The organism is Bacillus sp. FSL R9-9492 (genome assembly GCF_038007365.1).
Classification (GTDB): domain Bacteria; phylum Bacillota; class Bacilli; order Bacillales; family Bacillaceae_G; genus Bacillus_A; species Bacillus_A mycoides.
The window spans coordinates 3,539,541-3,566,126 of record NZ_JBBOXC010000001.1; the positions used below are offsets into that span (position 1 = coordinate 3,539,541).

The following is a 26,586-nucleotide window of genomic DNA, read 5'->3' on the forward strand; positions in this document are numbered from 1 at the left end:
TTATCCTCTATTCTTTCTTATTTCTTTTTCAATTTTACGAAGCGCTTTTTTCGATCCGCGCTCTATATCGTGTTGCATTTTTCTTTCTTTATAATCAACAAATAGTGTATTTAAATCATATTCTTCTGGGTATAATTCTTTCGCCGCTACCTCTAAAGTAATACGTTTTACATTCACTTCAACGAATTCACCGTTATAATATACAACGACATTATAGAAATTATCTTTTTCCTTATATACAATCCCGAAATCGTTATGATCTAACAATTTCACACGGTCGCCTTTTTTGTATTCATAGTACTCTTCTCTTTTTTCTTGCATTAATTTCGGTTTTCTAATTTTACTTTCATTCACTTTTTCTATAGCGTATTCTTTATTCCCCATATACTCTTTCGCTCTTTGCAGTACATGTTCTCTCACATTCATTTTATTCGCAATCCAAAGCGCATTACTTTCCCCTGATTTACCGATTACTAATTTATAAAGTGGCTCTAACGTTTCACTATTAAATTGCATCGCTGCATTCATAAAGTCATCATGCATTTCTGAGAATCGTTTAATTTCTCCGTAATGCGTACTCGCAACTGTAATACATCCCGCAAGATACAACTCTTCTAAAATAGAAATCGCAAGTGCAGCACCTTCATTTGGTTCTGTACCGCTTCCTATTTCATCAAACAATAGTAACGTATTATTATTTGACATCCTCATAATCTCAGAAAGATTTTTCATATGAGACGAGAATGTACTTAGTGCATTTTCGATACTTTGATTATCGCCAATATCTACAAACACATTTTCAAAAATAGCGATTTCTGTATCTTTATCTCCAGCGATATGAAGGCCTGACATCGTCGCTAATGTTAACAATCCTATTGTTTTTAGCACAATTGTTTTCCCGCCTGCATTCGGCCCAGTAATAATTAAACTACGGTATTCTTGACCAATTTCAAAGTTTAATGGCACTACTTTTCCACTTAAAAGCGGATGCTTACAATTCACTAAATGAATGTAGCCATGATCGTTTAATTTCGGCTCTATTCCATCGATCGATTTACTAAACTTCGCTTTCGCAAATACCATATCATATTGGCTAATCAATTCCATATTAATTTTTATATGATAAATGTTTTCTAATACCATTCCTGATAAAGTTGCTAAAATTTGATACTCTTCCATCGCTTCTTCTGCTTTCCAACTTGCTAGTTCCGCATTTAACTTTGTAACCGTATGTGGTTCTATAAATACAGTAGAACCTTTTGCAGATGCTTCAACAATACTTCCCGCAACTTGGTTTTTATAGGTGGATTTGATCGGAATCGTATAGCGATCATCCTTTTTACTAATAAAGAATTCCTGAATATATTTCTTATTTGCACCACTATTTAAAAACTTCGTTAAACGTTCTTTTATTTTTCCATCTACAGCATCGATATTATTTCGAATTCGTTTTAACTCTTTACTAGCCGCTGCATCGATGCTATTTCCCTTAATCGAAAAATTAATTTCTTCTTCGATACTTTTAAATTCAGTCATTGAATTTGCATACGAAGATAATACTGGCGCAAAGAATTCTTTATCTAACATAAATTTTTTAATCTTTCTACATCCACGTAAAAAGTCTGAAACACTCACTAACTCTTCTGGATCTAAAATCATCCCTTTTTCTAATTTTTGAATTGTACTCGCGATATTAGAAATTCCGAAAAAAGGCACATGCCCTTCCGCATCTACTATAACTCGTGCTTCTGTCGTTTCATTTATACGATTTCTCACTACTTTTATACTCGTACTAGGCTCTAATTTATTTATTAATTCTTTTCCTAATCCACTTACACAATATGATTTCACTATTTCCTTTAATTCGTTATATTGTAACTTTTCAAAAGTCATCTTATTCATTTTGTTTCTCCTCACTATGATTGATTTATATCATTAATGAAGATACCTACTCATTAGATTCCAATGAGCTCTACATTATTCAATTACCATTTTTATACATCATAAATATATACAAAAAAGCTGCGGGGATACCGCAGCTTTTACATTTACAAGGCATGTGTAATAACATATGAGGAAATAAGCCATAAAAACAGATGGCAATCCCCTTATTACACGCTTTATAAAGTATTGTAGGTATCTTCATAGGTATCGAAATAAATACATGACAAAGTTAGGGGTATGATGTACATAAAAATCCCCTAGTCTTATCCGATTTATTTCATTAAATTTTTCCTATTTAGTACCTACCGCACTCACAAAAAGCACCTCTCATTAATTTATATTTTATGGTCATTGAAATCTAATTTACTGAAATCATCATACTATATGTTTTGTAAGAAGTAAAGGTGTCAGACTATTGCCTTTCACACCTGAGGAAGGTCAATTTTTTCGGATAATGCTTTTTTCATTTTGTAGACTGTAAAACTTTCATATAATTAGCCTTTTTCTCAAGGGTCTTTTTCGCATCTTCAGCCGTTAATATATAGTCTATAGCAATATTTTTTAATACATCCTTATTAACGTCTGGCAGCTGAATCGTTATATCTTCCACACTACTCTTATTATTATCAATTGTTTTATTAAATTCCTGAATACTTCTTGCAGCCTCCGCTAATTTTTCCATATGTGAAGGATTATTTACATCTAAAACAGTATCACTTCTAAAAACTGCCGTATAATACTGCTTCAATTTTTTCTTCGCTATTTCTTTCTCAGCATTTTTATCGAAAACAGTATCCCCTGTCTGCATTTGATCAAAATTAATTATAGTGTTATTCCCTTTCTCCCCATAATATTTATTAAATTTTTCTTGTAAATCATTTGTTTCCTTTTTTATTTTATAGTTATCATTATTTACTTCTGGAGAGATTTGTCCATCGAAATAAAGTTGAAATTGCAAATACGGTTCATCTACTTGCTGCACAAAAGCTATCCGTCCCTTTGGACCAAGGAAATCCTTTCCATTATCCAGTGTTTCAACTTGGTTTAGTTTAACAGAAATACCATACTCCGATTTTGTATAACTTTGTGCTTTTTGTTCAATTTCTTCATTCGATATATCACATGATGTTAATAGGAATAAACTAAACATTATGATATATATCATTTTTGTTCTTTTCATCTTGCGTCTCCTTTTGCTACTACTGCCTATACAGAAATGTCCTTATGGATTTTAAATTACGATTTATATAAAGAACTTCTTCTAATAACCGCTACATCAAATTGTCTTCGCTGACTTGAATAATAAAAACTCATCATCTTGCTTTAGAAAGCCCTAATAACCACAAGTGTAAAAACACCCATTTATTATCACTTTACACTTATAGTGTAATTTTACAATATAATCGTTTTATCGTAAAGCAAATATAACATCTATTAAAATCATGTTAAAAACATACTAATATTTAGTTCTATAGCAATCACAGTACGGTTTTTATTGTATCCAACTTTAAAGTAATAACTTTAATTTCGTTGCGAAAAATTTAAATAAGCGCCTCCGCTATTGCGAATGTCATTTACTTTCCCTAATACATTTAATAATTATGACAAGCAATCATAGGAGGTTACTATATGAGCAAAGAAAATATTATTTTACATGGACCTGCTCTTGAACCAAATTTAATTGGCCCCACACTCCCACCAATTCCACCATTTACATTCCCAACCGGACCTACTGGAATCACAGGACCTACCGGTGCGACAGGTTTTACTGGAGTTGGAATAACTGGTCCCACTGGGATTACAGGACCTACTGGAATTGGAATAACTGGTCCTACTGGTGTTACAGGAATTACTGGAATCGGAATAACTGGACCTACCGGCGCTACAGGAATCGGAATAACCGGTCCCACTGGAGCGACCGGTTTAGGAATTCTCCCGGTATTTGGAACAATAACTTCTGAAGTAGGTATCGGTTTTTCAGCAGTAGTTAATACAAATGTTAATTTGACAATTCCAGGACCTGTTAGTGGAACTACTCTAACCCCAGTAGACAACTCCATTACAATTGATACCACTGGTGTGTACTCTGTATCTTTTTCAATTGTATTTGTGATACAAGCTATTTCGTCTAGTATATTAAACCTTACAATAAATGATTCCATTCAATTCGCCATTGAAACACGAGTTGGTGGTGGTTCTGGGGTAAGAACTACATCCGCTAGAACTGATCTATTACCTTTAAACCAAGGAGATGTCCTTCGAGTACGAATAAGAGAAGCCACAGGTGACATTATTTATTCCAATGCATCTCTTGTTGTTTCAAAAGTCGACTAGTTCATTTATTAAAATAAAGATTTAGGAATGATAACAATGTAAAAAGAAGAGGAAACTTATATTTCAGTCTACCTCTTCTTTTCATCACCAATTTACTGCTGAACATATATGGAAACTGAGCCTCCACTTACATGGAACTGCCCCCATCCGTCCTTATTAATTGTTACAGTATTTGTTTGATTACCCGTAATATCGTACCATACTTCCCCAGCGTTATTCTTTCCAACATCCATCCACTTTGATCCTCCTGGTCCGTCCGAGAGTAATGTCGCTAAACCAGAATTAGCATGTACACCATCGCCTTCTCTTGTCCAGCCAATCACATCTGGATGGTCTAAATAATCACGCTGCGTACCATATGCAAAGTTTTTTCGTGCCGTCAAAATTGGATCAATTTTATCTTTTAACGCTGGAATTTCATAACTACTATTTCCGCTTGTCCCATAGTAATCACCATAGAAAACTGAAGGATAGCCCTCTGCACGAGTTAAAATAAATGCATATGCCAGCGGCTTAAACCACGGACTTACTACAGATTCCAATGACTGCCCAGGCTGAGAATCATGATTCTCAACGAGAGTAACTGCGAGTGCAGGGTGATTTTTCATTACTGTTCCATTTAAAATATTTCTCATATCATAATTCCCATTTCCTGTTGAAGCATAATGAAAATTGTAATGAAGCGGTGCATCAAACACAGATTGATTATAATTGACTTTCGCTAAATAATTGTTTAAAGCCTGAACATCATTTTGCCAATATTCAGCTACTGTAAACATTTCTTTCCCCGTTTGCTGTCTGGCATGATTTACCCAATCGCGTAAATATTCATGATCAATATGTTTAACAGCGTCCAAACGAAAGCCATCTAAATTTAATTCATTCGCATACCATGTTCCCCAATTTTTCATCTCATTCGCAACATCAGGATGATCAAAATCAAGATCTGCATACATCAAATAATCATAATTTCCATTTTCGCTAGACACTTCCCAATCCCACGCTTTATCTACACCCCTAAATTTATAAATTCGATTTAATTTCCTTCCTTCATCCCAATCCGTTCCGTCAAAATGATACCATTTCCATTTGAAATTAGAATAAGCATCTCCGCGCCCTGGAAAATTAAACCCCGTCCATGCACTAATTTGATAATCACCTGATACTTCAATATTTCGATTGTTACGGTCTACCTCAACAGCTGTTACGGTTTCAGTATAATCAGCCCCACCTTTATGATTCATAACTACATCACCGTATACGTCGATGTTTTGCTTATGTAATGCGTCAATTGCAGATTTCAACTGTGCTTTTGTCCCATATTTCGTCCGCACCGTTCCTTTTTGATTGAACTCCCCTAAATCATATAAATCATAGGCCCCATACCCTACATCATTTTGCGAAGTCCCTTTATATGCAGGTGGTATCCATACAGATGTGATTCCTTTATGAGCTAAACTTTCAGCATCGGAACGCAAACGATTCCAATGATTCCCATCATTCGGAGCGTACCACTCAAAATACTGCATTAATGTTCCATTGTTCACTTTTGCTGCTTCTGCCTTATTTCCCTCATATATATTAGGAAAAAGCAAAATAAACAATAAACAGACTACCGTAATCCTTTTCAACATATTTACACCATCCCCTTCAAGAAAACGTTTGCATAATTCATTAAAGTTATTATAATATTCGTTCTACAGTTAGTAAAGTAACAATCTTTTAATCTCTCACATTATTTTTCAAAATATGAATTCAACTATTCCACAAGTACCCCATATAGTTTAAAATTCACATCGGATTCAAAATTGTTTACAATTTATCTATAAAAGCATAACGGAGGGATTTCTATGACCGACTTTCAAAAACAATTTTTCGCAAGATTAAATATAGAAGAAAAACACAAAGTTTCATTTGAAGATTTATCTCACATTATGTATGCAATGTCACAATCTGTCCCTTTTGAAAACTTAAATATTCTCGAAAACAACTTTAAAGAAATATCAAAAGAAAATCTAAAAGAAAAAATTTTAATAAACAACCGTGGCGGCCTTTGTTATGAATTGAATCCGGCTATGTATTACTTCCTTAAAGACTCTAAATTCGATGTCCATCTCGTTTCAGGAACAGTTTATAACGCTGCAAATTCTATATGGGCTGTAGATTCAGGGCATATCGCAACTGTTTTACAACATCATAATGAACTTTACTTAATTGAAGTAGGTTTCGGATCATATTTACCCCTTTCCCCTGTTCCTTTCTCAGGTGAGATCGTTCATTCTGTAACAGGCGACTATCGTATTCGTAAAGAAACGACTGAAAAAGGTAATTATATTTTAGAAATGCGTAAAAGCAATGAGTTTCTAGATCAATCTTCTACTGATGATTGGACAGTAGGTTATGCATTTTACTTGGAAGAAGTGGATGAAACGAAAGCAAATGCAGCACAAAAAATCATTATTGAACATGAAGGTTCACCATTTAACAAAGTACCTCTTGTTGTAAAACTTACTCATGACGGGCACGCATCATTAACAAAAGATAGCCTTACAGTAACGAAAAATAGAAATAAAACAAAAGAAACAATTACAAAAGAGCAATATACAAACCTCCTTCATTCAACGTTCGGCATTACATTATAACTTTTAAAGCCTCGCCATTTCCGGCAAGGCTTTTTATTTTCCAGCAGGGATTTTTTGCAATTTGTTGTATTTCATAGTTATATAGGAATATAACTACATATTTAGAAAGGAAATGATTATGACTGAACTTAAAGATCGACTACAAGTAGCTGATAAAGAAAAATGGGATTTAACGGATATTTATCATACGATTGAAGATTTTGAAAGCGATTTTCATAAAATTGAAGTATTAACGAATGAATTACACAAGTTTAATGGAAATATTCACGATGGCAATAGTTTATTAGCTTATTTAACAAAGAGTGAAGAAATATCTAGCATAATATCTTTAATGTTCGCTTATGCACGATTACAATCCGATCTTGACACACGCGATACTGACGCTCAATCCCTTGTCGATAAAGTATCACAATTACACGTGAAAGTAAGTGCGGCTAAATCTTTCTTTTCCCCATTCTTACTTAGCGTAGATGAAAACACATTACACTCTTACATAGAAGAAACAGAAGGCTTACACTATTATAAAGAAGACTTATTTGAGTTATACCGTTATAAAAAACACGTTTTGAATAAAGACCAAGAAGAGATTTTATCACAAATGGGTGAAGCACTCTCCTCCCCGCAGCATACATTTGGCATGTTAAATAATGCAGATATAATTTTTGGTGAAGTGACTACTGATGATGGAGAAAAAGTAAACTTAACACGTGGAATGTATTCAAAGCTAATAGAAGATGAGAATCGTGAGAAACGTGAAGAAGCCTATAAAGCTTATTACAAACCATACGTTCAATTAAAGAATTCTATCGCTTCTACTTTGTCCGCAGCTATTAAAAACAATGTTACTGTCTCAAAGCTACGAAAATATCCATCAGCTTTAGAAAAATCATTATTTGGCGACATGGTTCCGAAAGAAGTATATGAAAATTTAATTGAGACAACGAAAAAAAACATTCAATCATTACATACGTATAATGAACTTAGAAAAGAAAAATTAAATGTAGATGAACTACGACAATACGACTTGAGTGTTGATTTAGTAAAAGGTGTAAAACAAGACATTCCATACGACGAAGCGTTTGATATAATGATCGCGTCACTAGCTCCTTTAGGTAAAGAATATATCGAAACATTAAAAAACTTTAAAGATAAACGCTATATAGACGTGAGAGAAACACCAGGAAAACGTTCTGGCGCTTATAACTTTGGTGTATACGGTGTTCATCCTTTCATTCTTTTAAATCATCATGATGATTTAAATAGCCTTTTCACCCTTACTCATGAATGCGGGCACGGTATGCATACGCATTACTCACACGGATACCAACCAAGAATTTCTGCACACTATACTATCTTTGTTGCAGAAGTCGCTTCTACAGTAAATGAAGTGTTATTAATTCATTATTTATTAAAAGAAGCAAAAGAAACGAACGTACGTAATCATTTAATTAACTACTTTATCGATAGCTTTAAAGGTACTTTCTTTACACAAATCATGTTTGCAGAATTCGAAAAAATCACACATGAAATGGCCGAACAAGGTAAACCATTAAATGCCAAAGTCTTTAGTGAAATTTACGAAAACTTATTTAGAGAATATAATGGCGACTCCCTCGTATTTGACGAAGAAGTAAAATATGGCTGGTCTAGAATCCCTCATTTCTACCGTCCATTTTACGTATACAAATACGCAACTGGATTCGCTTCTGCCATTCAAATCGCCGATAAATTATTAAGCGGTGATCCAAATGCTCAGAAAAACTATATTGAATTCCTTAAAGGCGGAAGTTCTGACTATCCATTAAACCTACTGAAAAAAGCTGGCGTTGATTTAACTACACCAGAACCGATTGAAAGTGCACTAAATCGTTTTAGCTCACTTGTTGAAGAATTTTCAGCATTATAAAAAGCATGCAGAGTATATACTCTGCATGCTTTTTCATATAAAATATACATTTCATTTATTCACTTGTTGCTGCGTCACACAATGAATCATACCACCATACGCATACAGTTCATTTACATAAACACCGACAATTCTTCTTCCTGGAAACTGCCCTTCAATGATTTGAAGTCCTAACTTATCATGTTCATCACCGTATATAGGAACCAATACAACTTCATTTCCAATATAAAAGTTCAAATACGAACCTTTACAGTCTGCCTCATTTACCACTTTTCTTGTTACAGGTACTGGGATGAGCTGAAATGGATTTCCATCTATATTTCTCGCTTGTCGCAATTCTTGATAATGCTTTTCCTGCGCCTCCAAAAGGTACGACTCTCCTTCCCCAAAAGGATCATATTCATAAGAATTGTATTTTCATTTACAAAACGCGCTGCCCCATCAATATGGTAATCTGTATCTTTATCATAATTATCCTCTCCGCGAATACCAGTTATCCATATAAAATTCGTTACTCCCAAATACTTCGTTAACTCTATTTCAATCTCTTCCTGATTTAGTGTAGGATTTCGATTTTCATTTATAATAGAAGTTTTTGCCGCCATTTCCATTTATCTCTATTCCTCCACCTTCTATACAGACACTAGATTTAACTTTTGGAATGCTATACATTTCACTTATTTTTTCCGGAATAACAGCATCATTTTCATACAGATATTTATCCCCCCAACCATTAAATACCCAGTGCGTTAAGCAGAGATTGCCTTCCTTATCTTTTACAAAGATCGGTCCATTATCTCTTATCCAAACATCATCCGTTTCTTCAATTAAAAAATCAATTTTATCCATATCTACATTCGCTTCAATTAACTTAGATTGGACATGTACTTTTTCTTCCTCATCAAATACAACAATATGCACATTCTCACCGTAATGAAGCTCCTTTGCCATCGTTACCCAAATATCATCTAGCTTAGATCTGTAACCTTCACCTCTATGAGCTTTATCATGGGGCCATTGGAGCCATGTCCCCTCATGTTTTTCCCACTCAGCTGGCATATAAAACAAACTATTTTCCATATTTCTCATACATGTTCACCCCTTCTTCGAATGTAAGTTCAGTCTAAACTTTGACATCGTGTTAAGGTCAACAGGAATATATTAACTACTTCATAAACCGATTCTTTATTTTCCCTTGTGATACACTACTTCTCCTTGTAAAACCGTCACTAAAACTTTCGCATTCGGAATCTTATCGACACTCATTTTAGTAATATCTTCATTTAGCAATACCATATCGGCTGATTTACCTACTTCAATCGATCCAGTAATTTTATCAAGACCTAATGCTTTGGCTGGCTTAATTGTATAAGCATCAATAGCTGCATATATATCAGATAAGCCTTTCTCTTCAATACTTAGCGCATTCGAAATTGTCACAAGTGGATTTAGTTCATTTACATCCCAATCACTACTAAGCGATACATTTGCTCCTGTTTTCCAAATGCGTCCTAACGGCATAATTCGTTTCATCTGTTGATTTGAAAAATACGCACTTGCCCAGCTTTGTTTAGGACCTTCTGCAAAATCATGACCTACTTGAAAATCAGCGCTAATACCTAACTTAGCAAAACGATTTATATCACTATCTTCTACCATTTCAACATGCGTAAGCGTATAAGGCTGATTCGCCCCTTCTTTTTTCGCTGCTTCAATTGCATTTAAACTCTCTCTTACCCCGCCATCTCCAATCGTATGAATGAGTGCACCGTAACCAATTTTATTGAGTTCACTCAACCACCACTTTATTTTTTCTTCTGGAATATAGTTCAAACCGTACGGTGTTCCTTTAAACCACTCAAATTTATATTTTTCTAGTATTTTAGCTGTGCTGTTAATGCTAATTCCATCACTATACATTTTCACTTGATTAATAAGCATTCGAGATGATACATCATCACGCTTAATTTTTTTGAAATACTCCATTTGTTCTGCTTCATTTAAGTTCGGATATACCCACGGACGAAGTACTACTCGCGACGTTAACTTTTTCTCATCATTAACTTTATTCCAAACATCTAACCAGCCTCGTTTCCAATAAAGACGTCCATCGCCGACTGTAGTAATACCATTCTTCGCAACCTCATCTAAACCGTCTAACAAACCTTCATAATTTTTTTCAAAGAGATTGGGCTGGGAATTCCATGCTTTTTCCATCACGATATCCCCTGCTGTATCATACAGAAGCCCGAAAGGTTCTCCTGTTTCTGGATCCCGGATGATTCTTCCGCCTTGCGGATCTTTCGTCTCTTTATTTATTCCCGCTACTTCCAATGCTTTTGAGTTAACCCATACAGAATGAGAAGTTCTTTCCATAATTAATACAGGGTTATTAGGAAATAACTCATCAAGAACTTGTAATGGCGTTTGTTGTTCTGATTTTTCGTCCATATCTTTTAACAGCTCTTCCAAACTAAATCCTGTTCCGCTTATACATTCACCATCTTTCACATCTTTTTTACAAGCCTTTAAATACGAGCGTTGTTCTTGCAGCGCAGCATCCGGTGAAACACTACAATTCCCTGCTGCTGGTGATTTCGCCTCAAATATATGATTGTGATTGTCCACAAAACCAGGCAGTATTTGACGCCCTTGTAAATCTATCACTTTCGTATCTTCATTTATCAATTCTTCTACATCTTTGTTTGAACCAACAAATGTAATTTCCCCTTCTTTAACGGCTACAGCCTCTACAATGTCTTGCTTGTCATTTGAAGTATAGATTGTACCATTTTTAAACACTACATTTTTTGGCAACTGATTAGGTAGAACGAAGCTACCATTCTCACCTTCTCCTACTCCAGGAGTACACGCTGAAACCCATGTCATACTTAGAATCAGACAAATAATCATGATTGTTCTTTTCATATTCTTTCTCCTTTTTATTATGATGAATTACTTACATAAATAGAATAAGGATTGACATAATGTTAATGTCAATCCTTATTCTCATTCTATTTTCGTAACTAAAAAACAAATTTGTGTGACATACTCTTCTACTAAACAATCACATTCAGGTCCCTTTATGTAGACCTCATATGGTGAATTATTTATTACATAACCATTTCTTTCAATCCATTCTTCTAACGCTATATAAGCATAACCTATATAGTCATAGCTGCCATAATGCATAGTAGTAACGATTTGATGCTGATTTAGCTTCTTTATTTCGCACTCTTGTAATACGCCTTTATTGTCCTCATACATAACCGGAATTCTTAATTCAATATCACTGTGATTTGGAATATACTCTTCATCATAAAAAACTGCGGATGGAGAACCGACTATTCGCAAGCTATTTTTTTGTACTTTTTCATATAAGGAATAAAAATAATTATCCATATCATCTATATCTATTTGTAGTCTTTGAGCAATTACCGTTATTTCATTTCTCATTCCAATTAATATATCGTAACTTCTATGGCGAGCAATATTTAAACCATGATTCATATTTACCATTTCATTCATTTCTGAAATAACCTGTAAATTTTGTTTCACCTCATGAGACAACTCTATAATTTGCGATTGCATATGTTTAATAAATGAATCTTGATCTGATGATTGAAGAATTATTTTAATTTTCGGTAAAGGGAACTTGTACTCCCTTAGCTTTTTAATTTTCAACGCTATTTCAAGCTGCCCTTGCTCATAATATCTATATCCATTTACCGGATTCACATATGCTGGTTTCAATATTTCCTCTTTATCATAATGCCTTAACATTCGTGTACTCATTTTACAAATCCGTGAAAATTCAGTAATTGTATACATATAAATACCCCTTGAATACATTTTCTTATATATAAGCTTATTTATTAAAACCAATCAAATATTTTTCTGATTGAAGAACCTTCATTCTGATCGTTCAGCCTTTTCATTTTTGAAGGTAACAAATGACTAGGACAATACCACGTTAAACAATTCATCGCGCCTCCCATTGTCGATATTTCTCCTACATGACTTTGAATAACTTGTTTCTCAGTATGCTGTTGAATATATCGTAAAACTTCCTCATCTTTAGCTAATCCAAACTTAGGAACGTAAAGCGTATCACATGTTTCTAACATATTTATATATAAACCTTTTGCTGACGCTATCTCTTCATCGTATTGATCCTTCTCTGTATATGACGAAGGAACAACTATAAATTCAGCCTCTGGCATTTGCTCTTGTATAATCTTTTGAACCTTATATCTAAATTCATGATCCCCTAAAAAATCACTAATAAACATTGTATGTTCATCAATAAATTTAACCATTCCGTCTGCGTGCGCAAGTACATCTCCCTCTTCAGCAGGAATAATAATAACCCGACTCACATCTAAATCCCATTCCAGTTGCTCTATAATTTCTTCTTCCGTCCAATCATAATTATCATCAAATATGCGTTCCGTTAATATAACGGTATCTTTTTTATTCCAAATAAGATTTCCACCGTCTAATATCAATGGAGATGTCACATATTCAAAGTCGTTTTTTTTCAACCATTTATTAAATTGTTGATCTAAATATCGTCCTTGATCTTTCGGTAAGTAATTTGGTTGATATTTGAATTTAACTAGATGATTTGTTACAACTGGTGCAACATCTCTTAGCCAAATATCATCATACTCAAAAAAGTTTGTATGAAAGTCTTGCTCTTCAACAGATAAAGATATAAGTTGATCGGTAAATGCTTTATTTTCATTTAAGTATTCATTAAAATAAATAATGTCTTCATAAAATGGTCGATAATATTCATTCGATTCATCTGGTATTGCAGTAAAAATAATGCCACTATGTTTTTGTTCCATATTACTTACCTCGCTTTTTAATAATGATTGAATAACTGTTTTCAATAAGCTAACTATTCCCCAATTCATTTCTCTTTTCATTACAATTTTTGAAACGTGCACATTTCATGAATGGATTATAGCACGGAGAAATATTATATATTTATATAAAAAATATAAAGCCGTCGTTAAGCCATAAACTGACTCTTGACAAGATTTTTAAATTTTAATCGCCGTACACAATGACGGATTAGATGATTTTTTTATCAAGATTCAAATCCATTACTTCTAACAGGGCGTTTTGATTATATAAATTCACTAAATGTGTTTCTACCCCTATGCAAATCCCTTCTAGCGGAAGATCGTTTGGATCCTGACCAAATGGATCCTCAATTTCAACCCCTATTGCTTCAATCCCTATAAATGCAAAACTTATGAACGTAGTTGCAAGTACTGTAAACCATCCAAGACTATCAACAAGACCAATTGATAAAGTCCCGCAAAATATGAGCAGTAAAATTTTAATATGAGCAAAATATGCAAAAGGAATAGGCGTTGTTTTGATCCGATCACATCCACCCACAGCCGTAAGCAGAGTATTCAAATCAGCTTCCATATTAATTATTGCATTTGGGTGAATTTGACCCGTTTTCAAACCTTTTGATAGTATAGTTTTTAACATAAAAACTATACTAATCGGTAAATGAATAGACTCAGCCAACATTTCTTTTTCCTTCTCAGAACAAATATCAAACAATGCTTTTATTTCGGATAAATCTTTTTCGTCTCTCAAATGTCCTTTCGCTATCTTTGGAAAAGCAATTAACAAATGTAAAAATTTTAATTTTTCCTGATCCGTCTTTTTCCCTTCAGACTCCCAATAACATAAAAAACTAACTGCCAAATTTCTAGTACAAGCACCAACCGTGCCAAATAACTTTCTACCTTCCCAATACCTATCATAGGCAGTGTTAGTACGAAAAACTAACAGTAGACCTAAAGCTCCTCCAACAATTACCCAAGGAGTTTGATTAATTTTTATTTCTACATAATAATAATTAATCACAGTTACTATCGTTGAAATACATATATATAATAAAATTTGCGGGAAAATATCTCTTATAACTGTTCCCTTTAATGTAAATATTTGATGTAAACTATTTTGATTATTGTAATGAACCATATTTACAAAAACCTCTTTCCTTATTAACCTTTTATTCTTTTAAATTATGAAAGTATACAATTAAATAGTAGAATCATAAACCCTATTATTATAAAACTGGTTAAGATTATTTCTTTCAATACTATTACTCCTTTTTACCAAAAGATAAAACATCTTTTTTGATTTAAACAACAAACGTTCACTCTTCTAAATCACGACGCATTATTTTAGAATTTGCAATGAATAAAGCACTAATTAATACAAGAATCGCGCAAGCATATATCAATGAATCCATTGGACTATCATGGTCTATAATAATTAGACGAACAATAGCCGTAATACCTATATATATAAAATAACGTAATGGAAAATGAAAGTTCATTTGAAAATACTTTATAATCATTACAATGAATTCAAAATATAAAAAGAATACGACAATGCTATCAATTAAATGATAACTAGATTCCTCACTATTTAATTTAAGTTCTTGTATAAATTGAATGACTTCTTTCATAAGAAACACACTTAAAACAATTCCCAAACAGATCAAAGCTACATTTATAATGTACTGTAGAACGATAGGGAAAAACGAAAATACTCTTTTAAAATTCTTTAACACAAACATTTTTCTCCTTTTCCATATAAAACAATAATGACAATATACTTTCATTTAATTATCGTTACATTAAAATTATACATTCCATTCTTGTTACAGATGTTAAAACAAGACAAAATAACGAAACTATAATCGATTACTTCAATTGAATCGGTTGTTGCTGTGTCACACAATGGATCATTCCGCCATTTTTATAAAGCTCTCTCACATCAATTCCCACTACTTTACGATCCGGGTATAATTTCTGAATCGTATCGTTTGCGATTTTGTCATTTGGATCATTATAGTTAGGCACCAATATAACTGTATTCCCAACATAATAATTGATATATGACCCCTTATAATCTAGAGTTTTTCCACCTTCTAAAGTAACTTTATCTTTACTAAGCGGTAAGTATTCGTACTTATATTTCTGTCCTGAAGCATTTTTTGCATCTAACAATTTATCCATATCTTTGTTTGACAAGCCCCATTCAGCCAAGTCATCTTCTGCCATCGTTACGATTGTAGATTTATCATGGAATTTAGCAAATCCATCAATATGAAAATCAGTAATATCTAAATTAGGCACTCCATCTAACCAAATAAAGTTTGTCACCCCAAGATCACTTATATATTTTTCAATTTCCGCTTCTGATAAATCAGGATTTCTATTTTTATTCGTTACTGCGCTTCGAGTTAATAAAGCAGTCCCATTGCTGTCTAATTCAATTGCGCCACCTTCAAGGACAAATTTCCCCCAATCAATTCTTTCAATCCCTAATTGTTTACTAACATTCTCACGTATACGGGCATCATTTTTATATGGAGTTTTCTTTCCCCAACCATTAAATGCTGGATCTAATATTTTCAGATTTTTATTATTGTCATAAACAAAAATCGGTCCACTATCTCTTGCCCACACATCATCAGTAGGAGCGATAAAGAAATCAACTTTATCCATATTCAGCCCTTTATCTATTAAAAGCTTATTGATTCGCTTTTTCTCTTCCTCATCATATGCAACAATGTGGACTTTTTCACCCTCAGTTAAAGCACTTGCCATCTTAATCCAAATAGGTTCAACTTCTTGTTTATACTCTTGACCATATGTGTATTCATGAGGCCATTGTAGCCATGTACCTTCATGTTTATCTTTTTCATCCGGCATCGTATATTTTCCAGCGTTTTTCTGTACCTCTACTTTTTTATCCTCTTTCTCTTTCCCTTTGGCATTTTCATTATTCCCTTCAAAAGAACATCCACTAATAATCGTTGTAGATAATGTAGCTATTAAACAAAACTTTACTATTTTTTTCATTTTTCAACCTCCTGTTCATGTCTACAATACTGTAAGGCTTAACATAGTGTGAAGCTCAAGCTTTTTCATCAATGTAAAAATTACCAATTATTCTTCCGCATGATAATCACATAATTTCAATACAAATAGATGACATTCACAAAATACACTTCCTATATTTAACATCCATATCATTTAACTTCCTTCATAAATTTATTCTAATACTAATCCCCTCTCATACATGCTTGTTCACTAAATAAAAAAAATCGGTATTGATAATTTTATATCAATACCGATTTTTAAATAATTATTTTCCTTCTATTAAATCATTCACTAATTTTCTAAACTCTTGATTAAATGTATCATTCATACCATTTTGTACGTTAGAGAATAATATTACAAACGTTCTTTTATCCCAGTTAAAATTATTAAAAGTGTTCCAGCCAGCTAATACACCGTGGTTATGATAATAATCTGGGTAAATATAGAAGCTAAATCCATATTTTCTCGCAGGTGATACTGTAAACATATCTGATAAGCTTTGTTTAGAAATCAGCTTTCCATCCATAATAGCCTCATCTAATCTTTTCATATCTTCAACGGTCGTATACATTTCACCACAACCATACAGCCAGTTCATTTTTAAGCGGGGTGCAGCTATTAACTCATTATCTTTTTTCGTGTAACCTTCTGCTAAGAAAATATCTTCAGGGAGAGTTGCACCCATACCAGATTCATTCATTTCAACAGGAGTAAAAATGTTTTCTTTCACATATTCAGCAAGCGGTTTATTCGATATCTTTTCTACAATATACGCAAGTACCATATAATTATAATCTGTATATTTCCATCCTGTCCCTGCAGGAAATTGCAACTTTTGCGCTCCAATCCACGTTACTAACTTTAAACGTGATGCCGCATCAACACTACCTTGTCCCTGATCTGGTAACCCGGACGTATGTGTTAACAAATTTCGTAACGTAATGTTTTTATCTGCTGGAAACGATGGAATATACTTATTTACATTGTCTTCAATATTCAATTTCCCTTTTTCTCTTAGCTGTAATATAGATATTGCAACTACTGTTTTCGTTATGGAACCGATGCGATATTTTGTTCTTGGCGTTGTTAAAACTTTATCTTTTATATTCGCATACCCGTAGCCTTTTCGTAAAACCACATTATTTTTATCCGTTACGAGAACCGTTCCGTTAAATCCTTTATCTTTTAAATATTGATCGAGTTTCGTTGCTGCAATATCATAACGTTTTTGCTGATTCGCATCAACTTTCGGTTGAACATTTCCAACTTTATCCTCAAAATTTGAAAATGCCTTCAAACTGTATTTCTTTTCTTTATTTGCATGTATGAGTGCAGCGACACTCCCACAAAAAATAGCAAAAACAAAGAAAGCGATTAACCATTTCTTAAACATATGGGAACCCTCTTTTATCTAGTTTCACTTTATACTTTTCCATTCTATTCTATTCTATTCTATTCTATTCTATATCTTTTAGTTTTTAAATATCTTATAATCTATCTACTCTATTATTCCTCATAGTAAACTAGATTCCTTTTTCTAACGTTCAAATTTTAACTACTCTCTATTGTAGTTCTTTTTCACAAAATTTCCACCTTACAATCGGATACATCCAACTTTAATTTTAATTTTTTATGTAACATTCGTTACACATTAACAAGAATGGAGGCGTTAATTTGAAAAAGACCGATAAGCGCAATCGTTTAGATGATATGATGTTTCATTATCGAGTAACAAAAAACAATATAGTTTTAATTGAATATTACGGAAAACAGATTATAATTTTAAAAGGAAATGATGCTGAAAAATTTTTAAACAAAATAAATCGGGCAAGTAACGAAAAAGAAAAACAGCTTATTATGGCTAAAATTACAGGTAATTTCAAAAGAGGAAATGAGCGTTAATGAAAACCAATCTCATTTCTAAATTGATTATACAGCATATAAAAAAAGAAATGTCACTCTCACGACATTTCTTTAGATTTTCTTCATAAAAGATTTACGTTTTTAATATTCTTTTACTGTTACATAAATTAACCGCTGAAACGCTTAGTAATGCAGCTATACCTATCCATGCATATGTGTAGCCTTTTCCATCTACTATATAACCAAACAAAGCAGGTGCAAAGATAATAGCAATTTGATTAAGTGTAAGCGCAAAACTCACTGTTAGGCCTACCAATTCCTCACTTGCAGACTCAGCAACTTCAACCATAAAAAGACTAAACCAACCGATCGCAAAGAACCCTAGCAGTACGCTCATCACAAACAATGCCTCAAGTGTCATTGTGTTTATACTCATTACAACAACTAAAATTAAGCAAAAAGATATACATACAGTTATTAATAAAGGTGTACGACGATCACCTTTGTAATATGTATCACTTATTGTAGCTAATATAATTCGCCCAATCATTCCTGCAACTAGCATAACTGAAAATACTTTCCCTGCTAAAATAGGTGTTATCGATTTTTCAATGACTAAAAATTTTATAAAATGTCCGACTAATATCATTTGTAAAGAAATCATGCAAATACCTGTAATAAAAATTGGATACAGCTCTTTTTTACATATTACCTTTTTTAACTGCATCCAAAAAGAAATACTTACATTTTCTTGGCTCGTGTGTTCTCGTACGTACGATTCCTTATAAAATATGAAAAACAATAACCCGCCTATTATACATATAGTTGCAATAACATTTATCGTATAAGATAAACTAAATTTGATTGTAAGCAAAGGGATCGTTACTCCTGCTAATGCCCCGCCAATAGGTATACCAGCTTGCCGTATTCCCATAGCTAATCCGCGCATTTCTTTCGGAAACCATTTCAAGATTACTTTACTTCCCCCTGGCTGAGATACGCTATAAAAAGTTCCTATTAAAAGAAGGACAAATAATAGCCCAATAAAGCCCCTTGCCATATGAGCAAGTAAAAGCGCCCCGCCAAGTAATACAGTGCTCGCTCCAATTAATATTCTTTCGTTATATCGATCAAGTAACCTTCCGGCAAAAAGCATACAAAACAGCGGACCAATATTTACAGAACTTATTAACAACCCAACCTGCATATTCGAAAGTACATATTTCTGTTTCCAAAATAAAGCGAGTACCCCTACTCCATATGTTATAAGTGTTGCACTTGCCTGTGCTACCGTTGCCAAAGTTAACATGATCCATTTATTAGAACTACTGTACTTTTCAATTTTTTCTTCACTTATCAACGTTATCTCCCCCATATCCCTTTCATTGTATGAAGGTTCTGATATCATGTAAAATAAGTGTTAATAATAGAATCCATCAAAAAAATTGATACCTTTTTCGGGTTGATAATAAATGGACATAAAAGATTTAACGGTTTTTTATGAAGTTGCGACAGTAGGAAATATATCTCATGCTGCTAAAAACTTAAACTATGTACAATCAGGTGTAACGATGCGTATAAAACAACTAGAAATTGAGTTAGGTGTGCCTTTATTTTATCGAAATGGAAAAGGCGTTACTTTAACTTCTAACGGAGAAATTTTATTAACATATGCAAAACAAATCATCCATCTAATCGATCAATCCATTCAAGCTGTCCAAAGTAACGGAACCGAGCCAAAAGGCACGTTAAAAATCGGGTGTACAGAATCGACAACAGCCGTTCGTCTCCCGCCTATATTAACGACCTATTATGAAAAGTATCCAGAAGTTGAATTGATTCTAGAAACAAATACGACAGACCAATTAACTCAGCTCGTTTTAGAGCGAAAACTAGACGGGGCTCTTATCGCTGGAAATATTCAGCATACTGAACTTCATACACTTTCATTTCGAGAAGAAGAACTCGTTCTCATTAGCAAGACTCCTCTATCTTCCTTTAAAACAATAGAAGAACTGAATTTACTCGCTTTTAGTCAAGGTTGTTATTACAGAAAACTATTAGAAAACTGGCTTCAAGAAGAAGGGATTTCACCTAAAAGAATACTAGAGTTCGGAACAATTGAAGCAATACTTGCATGTGTAAAATCAGGTATGGGTACGGCTATTATGCTGAAATCTATTATTCCAGATTACGAACATGGTTTATCTTTAAATACATTACCAAATCACTTTAGAAAGGTTCCTACTACCTTTATTATTCGAAAAGATATTTTCCACTCAGCTGCCTTGCAAAAATTTATGGAGATGATCAACAATGTGTGAAAAAAAATACGCGGAATGAAACGAAAAACAAAAACTCTTATAAAAAGAATTGAAGACTCTACTAAAGCATTTCCGTCTACTTTCTATAACGATGAATACTGGCATATGCCTTTACCAGGCTCTCAAGCTTTTATCGATTCTAGTACAACACCTAGGAAAGTAAAGCGATTGTGCATTCAAACCCTGTTAAATCAAGCGAATCAATTAATGACAATGAAACCGAACGATACAAATACATATCGAGTCGTTGTTATGATCAAAATAGCAAGCTTATGGAACTCACAAATCATCATATTTAAAAACGATGACTACTTTCAAAATTTTTTCAATAGAGATAACGAATTTCAAAAATGGATTCCCCTCTCCAATGCTTCCGACTTCGGGCATGAATGGAAAATATCAATTTCTAACAGTGTCCAAACATTGCATTTCCAAGAGATAATCAAGGATGAAGATGGATTTTATGATGAAGGAAAACTTTTGTTTATAGGAGAGTTATCATAAAAGGGGAACTGCCAAATGAAAAACTTCCCTTTTTCTACTAAACAACATCGCTATATAATGAATTTAACATTTCACTATATAGGAGGTTTTCATATGGTAATCCCTAAATATCCTGAAGTCCCACATCTTACGAAAAAACAAATTGAAGAAATAACCGAAATCGCTTTCCTAAAAGAATCAACACCACAACAGTGTGATGCAATTTTCGTTTTCGGTGGTTCCCATCCTGGTAATTGGCAAACTCCTTTACATGCTTATCAACAAGGTTTAGGTGCACAAATTATCGTCACAGGTGGTACTAGTTTACATGGAATGAAACATCCAAACTGGAATTAAGGAATAATGTAAAAAAAACTGCTTATTTAAACAGTTTTTTCACATTATTTCTTATTATATTTTAGACAATACATTTTCTTGGAAAGTACGTTCTTCTTGATCTTCATATCCTGTTGAAACAACTTCTTGAATATCATCATGGTTAAATAAATATGTGAAATCTGGATTCATATAGCCTTCTGGATAAGGACACCCCATATAATCGAACTTCCTTACCTCATCCGTTTCTACTTGTTGTTTCCTCCCAAAAATCATGAGTTTCTTTGTACCTTCTTTTAAAATTACAATAGAACCTATAGGAAAAAGTTGCGAATTCATTGTCTTTTCTCCTTTCTTGTAAGTTTAGGTTTCTTTTGAGAATAGGGTATATTTACATGTCCCGAAGCAGCCGTGGATTGTCTCCTTTCCTTCCTTGACAATCTAGGCTTCTTTTGAGAATGTAATTTTTTTAAATGTCCTGAAGCAATACATTGTTTTTTGAAATCAAAGTAAAAATACAAATGTGTACTTAGCGCTAGGAAAACAACTGAAATAAATGAAAAAATAACGATTATCACAATCGCCATAGCTTTTTGGCTCAAAATCCCAATAATAACTTGACCAATCATATAACCTAAACCCGAAAAATATACAATTTTAGGAATTTTCACATCTTGATCAGTTGTCCCCCTTAAGCGGGCTGTAAAATATTTAATCCAGAATAATTCAGATTTATAAACAATTAAACTATATGCAATAAGCGATAGAATAAAAAATAAAGGTGACTCTATTTTTACGAATTCGTAAGCTAACTTTTGCACAGCTATAAAACTACAAAATGAAATACTTAACGAAACAAATCCAGAATATAGTAAATGTTGCAATTGAGGCTGCCGAGGCTTATAAAAGGAAACCCAAATCCCCCATAGATTACATATCACATAAAATGGTAAAGCTACGTAAGAGTATATATTGTACGGTGGAAATATGAATAAAATGATAAGTAGCATAAAATTCATGATAACCCACACAAAGGCCCCTACAACATTCCTTATATCAAATGGTATTAATATTCGCATACAATCAACTATGTTGTTTCCATTATATTTGTCCATTATGCATCCCATCCATTTCATTCCTCTTCAAATCAACATATACCCATATACACGCTCCAGATATACTAAACACAACAGCCAATAAAGAAAAGACTAAAATTAAGACCGTCGCTAAACCATTTTGTGATAATGTACCTACACATATCTGTCCAATAATATATCCCAATCCTGATAAATAAACAATTGGAGAAATTTTTATATTGTCATTTTCTTCATTGTTTAATCGCCTTAAAAAACTTTTCATTCCAATAGAAATTAATTTATAAATTGTAAAAATGTAAAGCACAAAAGTAACAATAAAAAACAGAGGTGTTTCAATTTTAATAAAGGTATATGCAATCTTTTGAATCACTATAAAGCTTCCAAAAGAAAAAGTTATTCCCATAAATCCATTATATAAAATGTGTACCAACCTTGGCTCATTTGGTTTACAAAAAAATACCCATACCCCCCATATATTAGCAGTAAAAAGAAAAGGGAAAATTATATATAAGTATATAGTAAAGGTTGGAGGAAATAAAAATGGGGTTAAAATCATAAAATTAATAACTACCCACACCATAACGACACTCGATCTTACACTGTCAGGCATCAATTTCTGAATAATTTGTTCTGTGCTTTTTCCGTGGTATTTTTCCATATTAATCTCCCAAAAACTAAAAAATTTTATCTAAAGCTGCTCCGATTCCAGATTTAACTCTATCTTTTATCGAATCCTGTGTACCATCATGATTCCAATCACCTTTGTTAAATTTGATTCCATCAGTTTATATATTAATTTCTATAAAAACAACCAAGCTTATTTCATTCCAATAAAGGTTCCATTTGTTGCATCACTAATAAGAAATAATGTAAAAAAAAACTGCTTGTTAAAACAGTTTTTTTACATTATTTCTTATTATATTTTAGACAATACATTTTCTTGGAAAGTACGCTCTTCCTGATCTTCATATCCAGTTGAAACAACTTCTTGAATATCATCATGATTAAATAAATAAGTGAAATCTGGATTAATATAGCCTTCTGGATAAGGACATCCCATATAATCGAATTTTCTTACCTCATCCGTTTCTACTTGTTGTTTCCGCCCAAAAATCATGATTTTCTTTGTACCTTCTTTTAAAATTACAATAGAGCCTATAGGAAAAAGTTGCGAATTCATTGTATGGCCTCCTCCTTATTAATTGTTTTTTTTAAGAATTTAAGGAATCTAGCTTGGTTTCCCGCTTCTTTAAATCAATATATACACATATGTATACGCCATATATACTAGACACAACAGCCAATAAAGAAAAGACTAAAATTAAGACCGTCGCTAAAGCATTTTGTGATAATGTACCTACACATATTTGTCCAATAATATATCCCAATCCTGATAAATAAACAATTGGAGAAATTTTTATATTGTCATTTTCTTCATTGTTTAATCGCCTTAAAAAACTTTTCATTCCAATAGAAATTAATTTATAAATTGTAAAAATGTAAAGCACAAAAGTAACAATAAAAAACAGAGGTGTTTCAATTTTAATAAAGGTATATGCAATCTTTTGAATCACTATAAAGCTTCCAAAAGAAAAAGTTATTCCCATAAATCCATTATATAAAATGTGTACCAACCTTGGCTCATTTGGTTTACAAAAAAATACCCATCCCCCCCATATATTAGCAGTCAAAAGAAAAGGTAAAATTATATATAAGTATATAGTAAAGGTTGGAGGAAATAAAAATGGGGTTAAAATCATAAAATTAATAACTACCCACACCATAATGACACTCGATCTAACACTGTAAGGCATCAATTTCCGAATAATTTGTTCTGTGCTTTTTCCGTGGTATTTTTCCATATTAATCTCCCAAAAACTAAAAAATTTTATCTAAAGTTGCTCCGATTCCAGATTTAACTCTATCTTTTATCGAATCCTGTTTACCATCATGATTCCAATCACCTTTGTTAAACTTAATTCCATCTGTTATTATACTAGCTCCTATAGAAACACCAAAGCCAAAACAAGCTCCAACAACAGTTCCGATTGGACCTCCAAAAACAGTTCCAACAGCTGCACCTACTTGAGCTCCCGCAAAGGCACTTACAGCAGTTGTACCAACCCCAATTGCTGCATCACCAATAATATCACCAGCTATCTTAGTTTTTGACGCTTTATTTTCAATATTTTCCTTTGTATCATTAATTACATCCCACCCTATAGCTGCATAGCCTAAAGCATTTGTTTTTAATTTCAATGAGTCTTTAAGAAATCCTTTTGGTGATAAAACATGCCTTTTTACATCGTCTATTTGCTTTACTTCGGCTAAAGGTAATTTTGTACGCCTTATCACATTAAGTCCATTTTTATCCTTTAGTACGGTGCGATTTTGAAATCTTACCATTTCTTTTCCTTTTCTATCTGTGTAGGGTGTTACACGCAAGCCTTTATTATGTAAAGATGCCAATTTGTAGGCAGCTGCACCTTCCGTTACGGTACCCAGTAAAGTAAATGAAGACCCTGCAGGGTTATCTTTCCAATCACCAATATCGCCACCAAACGGTGCAAACCAATTTATATCAATTGCTTCTTCTCCAAATGAAACTTCTTGTTGATCAGCCTTCTTAAAACGATCAGCAGCTTTTCTTAATGAATCACTATGTTCTTTTAAAACGGTCGTTATAGTAGCTAACATGGATCCTGCGTATTGGGATTGATTTAACACAGCATCTCTTCCAGATATTTGGAAAGGTAGATCAAATAACTGCTGATTGATACGTTGATATGTTTCAGATAGCTCATGAGCTGTTTGTTCTATATTAGAAGCCAGTTTCCTTAAATGGTCAGGAGTAACCTTAATTTCACCGCTCACCTTGTTTCACCGCCTAATGATTTAAGATAAAGTACCATTTTCTTTATCTCTTCAGTAATTGTAAAGGTATCAAGGCAAATAAAATTCGTTTGTGTTTGCTCATTATCTAAAACTTTTTGGATTAGCCAATATTGGTTTTGACTATATAAAAACTGAATACAGTCTGTAGACCATGAGTCCTTTATATAATAATGAACTTGAACAGTATTTAACTCTTCACGATTATGTATAATGTTTGCTAACTCTAAGGAAGCTTCATTATCTAAGTAAAGTTTCAAGTAATCTACTAATTGCTTGTTTGATTGATTTAAAATGTTTTCTTTATATGCAGAAGAAGGGATTTTAAATGTATAATTTGGACGAGAAAAAGTATTTTTAGGCTGTAATGCTTGATATATAAATTGCCAAGCTACATCTGGTGTCCCGCATTCTTTAAATGTACATTGTTTATCACCGTTATCATCTGTTATTACATTTTGTATAACTTTTTTTTCACTAAAATAGAAAATGTTTTTTTCTAAAGCGCTGTTTTTACTTATCTGTACTTCAATAACAAATCCTGTAGTTAAACAAATGCGAAAATATTCTAAAAGTTGTTTGTTGCATAATGTTTCATCTTCTTTTATTATGAGCAGTTCTTCGTTTGTCCAATTCTCGTGCATTACATCTAATTCTTTGTCTATTTCTTCATCTGACCAATTTTCAAAGGGGTTCTCAATTCCAATCATAGTTTCACGGTCAAACATACCAGTTAATACATATACTTCTTTATTTGATAAAATAGGAGGTTCAATAGTCAAATAGTCCCACTCCCTAGCGTAATATGTAATCCCTAAGAAATATAATACAATA

The 26,586-nt window shown here is 32.9% G+C and carries 24 protein-coding genes and 3 pseudogenes; 7 read left to right on the plus strand and 20 right to left on the minus strand.

Annotation, left to right across the window (positions count from 1 at the left end):
* Positions 1–1,902 carry an endonuclease MutS2 gene (locus MKY70_RS18020; RefSeq protein ID WP_341025433.1) on the minus strand — a complete coding sequence of 634 codons (1,902 nt, stop codon included), beginning with the start codon at positions 1,900–1,902 and terminating at the stop codon, positions 1–3.
* A 505-nt stretch (positions 1,903–2,407) separates the two neighbouring features.
* Positions 2,408–3,124 (minus strand): hypothetical protein, encoded by a 717-nt coding sequence (locus MKY70_RS18025; RefSeq protein WP_088032373.1) that lies wholly within the window; start codon positions 3,122–3,124, stop codon positions 2,408–2,410.
* Positions 3,125–3,573: 449 nt separating this feature from the next.
* On the opposite strand from MKY70_RS18025, the gene MKY70_RS18030 reads away from it, so the two are divergent.
* Positions 3,574–4,278 carry an exosporium leader peptide-containing protein gene (locus tag MKY70_RS18030; protein ID WP_088032376.1) on the plus strand — a complete coding sequence of 235 codons (705 nt, stop codon included), beginning with the start codon at positions 3,574–3,576 and terminating at the stop codon, positions 4,276–4,278.
* A gap of 92 nt (positions 4,279–4,370) precedes the next feature.
* Here the strand turns inward: MKY70_RS18030 and amyS are convergent, their stop codons facing one another.
* Entirely contained in the window at positions 4,371–5,912 is a 1,542-nt protein-coding gene (gene amyS / locus MKY70_RS18035; RefSeq protein ID WP_088032378.1) for an alpha-amylase, read from the minus strand.
* 216 nt (positions 5,913–6,128) lie between these two features.
* Between amyS and MKY70_RS18040 the strand changes: the two genes are divergently transcribed.
* Complete coding sequence (locus tag MKY70_RS18040; RefSeq protein WP_088032380.1) at positions 6,129–6,920, plus strand: arylamine N-acetyltransferase family protein; 792 nt, start codon at positions 6,129–6,131, stop codon at positions 6,918–6,920.
* 118 nt (positions 6,921–7,038) lie between these two features.
* Positions 7,039–8,826, plus strand: a complete 1,788-nt coding sequence (gene pepF, locus MKY70_RS18045; RefSeq protein WP_341025436.1) for an oligoendopeptidase F — start codon at positions 7,039–7,041, stop codon at positions 8,824–8,826.
* Between the two features lie 51 nt (positions 8,827–8,877).
* Here pepF and MKY70_RS18050 read toward each other — a convergent pair.
* The 8 genes and pseudogenes from MKY70_RS18050 to MKY70_RS18085 all read right to left on the minus strand — a co-directional run bounded on the left by MKY70_RS18050 (position 8,878) and on the right by MKY70_RS18085 (position 18,150).
* A pseudogene (locus tag MKY70_RS18050) lies at positions 8,878–9,915 on the minus strand (agmatine deiminase family protein).
* Between the two features lie 96 nt (positions 9,916–10,011).
* Positions 10,012–11,754, minus strand: a complete 1,743-nt coding sequence (locus MKY70_RS18055; RefSeq protein WP_088032385.1) for an amidohydrolase — start codon at positions 11,752–11,754, stop codon at positions 10,012–10,014.
* Between the two features lie 81 nt (positions 11,755–11,835).
* The gene (locus MKY70_RS18060) at positions 11,836–12,657 is read right to left on the minus strand and encodes a MerR family transcriptional regulator (RefSeq protein ID WP_088032387.1); all 822 of its coding nucleotides are present in this window, start codon (positions 12,655–12,657) and stop codon (positions 11,836–11,838) included.
* 44 nt (positions 12,658–12,701) lie between these two features.
* Complete coding sequence (locus MKY70_RS18065) at positions 12,702–13,679, minus strand: agmatine deiminase family protein (protein WP_088032407.1); 978 nt, start codon at positions 13,677–13,679, stop codon at positions 12,702–12,704.
* 229 nt (positions 13,680–13,908) lie between these two features.
* The gene (locus tag MKY70_RS18070; RefSeq protein WP_002087673.1) at positions 13,909–14,841 is read right to left on the minus strand and encodes a bestrophin family protein; all 933 of its coding nucleotides are present in this window, start codon (positions 14,839–14,841) and stop codon (positions 13,909–13,911) included.
* A 178-nt stretch (positions 14,842–15,019) separates the two neighbouring features.
* Complete coding sequence (gene psiE, locus MKY70_RS18075; RefSeq protein ID WP_016100895.1) at positions 15,020–15,439, minus strand: phosphate-starvation-inducible protein PsiE; 420 nt, start codon at positions 15,437–15,439, stop codon at positions 15,020–15,022.
* A 133-nt stretch (positions 15,440–15,572) separates the two neighbouring features.
* The gene (locus MKY70_RS18080; RefSeq protein WP_088032389.1) at positions 15,573–16,736 is read right to left on the minus strand and encodes an agmatine deiminase family protein; all 1,164 of its coding nucleotides are present in this window, start codon (positions 16,734–16,736) and stop codon (positions 15,573–15,575) included.
* Between the two features lie 286 nt (positions 16,737–17,022).
* The gene (locus MKY70_RS18085; RefSeq protein WP_341025439.1) at positions 17,023–18,150 is read right to left on the minus strand and encodes a serine hydrolase domain-containing protein; all 1,128 of its coding nucleotides are present in this window, start codon (positions 18,148–18,150) and stop codon (positions 17,023–17,025) included.
* A 281-nt stretch (positions 18,151–18,431) separates the two neighbouring features.
* Here MKY70_RS18085 and MKY70_RS18090 point away from each other — a divergent pair, with 281 nt between their 5' ends.
* Positions 18,432–18,659: a hypothetical protein gene (locus tag MKY70_RS18090; protein WP_033707062.1), complete on the plus strand. Its 228-nt coding sequence runs from the start codon at positions 18,432–18,434 to the stop codon at positions 18,657–18,659.
* A gap of 94 nt (positions 18,660–18,753) precedes the next feature.
* On the opposite strand, the gene MKY70_RS18095 is transcribed toward MKY70_RS18090, so the two are convergent.
* Positions 18,754–19,980: an MFS transporter gene (locus MKY70_RS18095; protein WP_088032394.1), complete on the minus strand. Its 1,227-nt coding sequence runs from the start codon at positions 19,978–19,980 to the stop codon at positions 18,754–18,756.
* Between the two features lie 112 nt (positions 19,981–20,092).
* Between MKY70_RS18095 and MKY70_RS18100 the strand changes: the two genes are divergently transcribed.
* From MKY70_RS18100 to MKY70_RS18110, 3 genes and pseudogenes are all read left to right on the plus strand, one after another.
* On the plus strand, positions 20,093–20,944 hold the full coding sequence (locus MKY70_RS18100; protein WP_341025440.1) for a LysR family transcriptional regulator: 852 nt from the start codon (positions 20,093–20,095) through the stop codon (positions 20,942–20,944).
* 15 nt (positions 20,945–20,959) lie between these two features.
* Complete coding sequence (locus MKY70_RS18105; RefSeq protein WP_341025441.1) at positions 20,960–21,448, plus strand: DUF3916 domain-containing protein; 489 nt, start codon at positions 20,960–20,962, stop codon at positions 21,446–21,448.
* 93 nt (positions 21,449–21,541) lie between these two features.
* Positions 21,542–21,781: pseudogene (locus MKY70_RS18110) on the plus strand (hypothetical protein); the annotation flags it as partial.
* 57 nt (positions 21,782–21,838) lie between these two features.
* Here MKY70_RS18110 and MKY70_RS18115 read toward each other — a convergent pair.
* The 8 genes and pseudogenes from MKY70_RS18115 to MKY70_RS18150 all read right to left on the minus strand — a co-directional run bounded on the left by MKY70_RS18115 (position 21,839) and on the right by MKY70_RS18150 (position 26,534).
* Positions 21,839–22,102 carry a DUF4176 domain-containing protein gene (locus tag MKY70_RS18115; protein ID WP_001088077.1) on the minus strand — a complete coding sequence of 88 codons (264 nt, stop codon included), beginning with the start codon at positions 22,100–22,102 and terminating at the stop codon, positions 21,839–21,841.
* The gene (locus MKY70_RS18120; protein ID WP_341025443.1) at positions 22,099–22,890 is read right to left on the minus strand and encodes a hypothetical protein; all 792 of its coding nucleotides are present in this window, start codon (positions 22,888–22,890) and stop codon (positions 22,099–22,101) included. The genes MKY70_RS18115 and MKY70_RS18120 overlap by 4 nt, the downstream gene beginning before the upstream one ends.
* Complete coding sequence (locus tag MKY70_RS18125; protein WP_341025444.1) at positions 22,865–23,518, minus strand: hypothetical protein; 654 nt, start codon at positions 23,516–23,518, stop codon at positions 22,865–22,867. Before MKY70_RS18125 ends, MKY70_RS18120 begins: the two co-directional genes overlap by 26 nt.
* Positions 23,519–23,534: 16 nt before the next feature.
* Positions 23,535–23,645 (minus strand): annotated as a pseudogene (locus MKY70_RS18130) (type VII secretion protein); the annotation flags it as partial.
* A 131-nt stretch (positions 23,646–23,776) separates the two neighbouring features.
* A complete protein-coding gene (locus MKY70_RS18135) occupies positions 23,777–24,040 on the minus strand; it encodes a DUF4176 domain-containing protein (RefSeq protein ID WP_088031121.1) in 264 nt (87 codons plus the stop codon).
* Positions 24,041–24,071: 31 nt separating this feature from the next.
* Complete coding sequence (locus MKY70_RS18140) at positions 24,072–24,722, minus strand: hypothetical protein (RefSeq protein ID WP_113769616.1); 651 nt, start codon at positions 24,720–24,722, stop codon at positions 24,072–24,074.
* Positions 24,723–24,738: 16 nt separating this feature from the next.
* On the minus strand, positions 24,739–25,734 hold the full coding sequence (locus MKY70_RS18145) for a WXG100 family type VII secretion target (protein ID WP_088031010.1): 996 nt from the start codon (positions 25,732–25,734) through the stop codon (positions 24,739–24,741).
* Positions 25,731–26,534 (minus strand): hypothetical protein, encoded by an 804-nt coding sequence (locus tag MKY70_RS18150; protein WP_341025446.1) that lies wholly within the window; start codon positions 26,532–26,534, stop codon positions 25,731–25,733. Before MKY70_RS18150 ends, MKY70_RS18145 begins: the two co-directional genes overlap by 4 nt.
* Positions 26,535–26,586 lie beyond the last annotated feature (52 nt).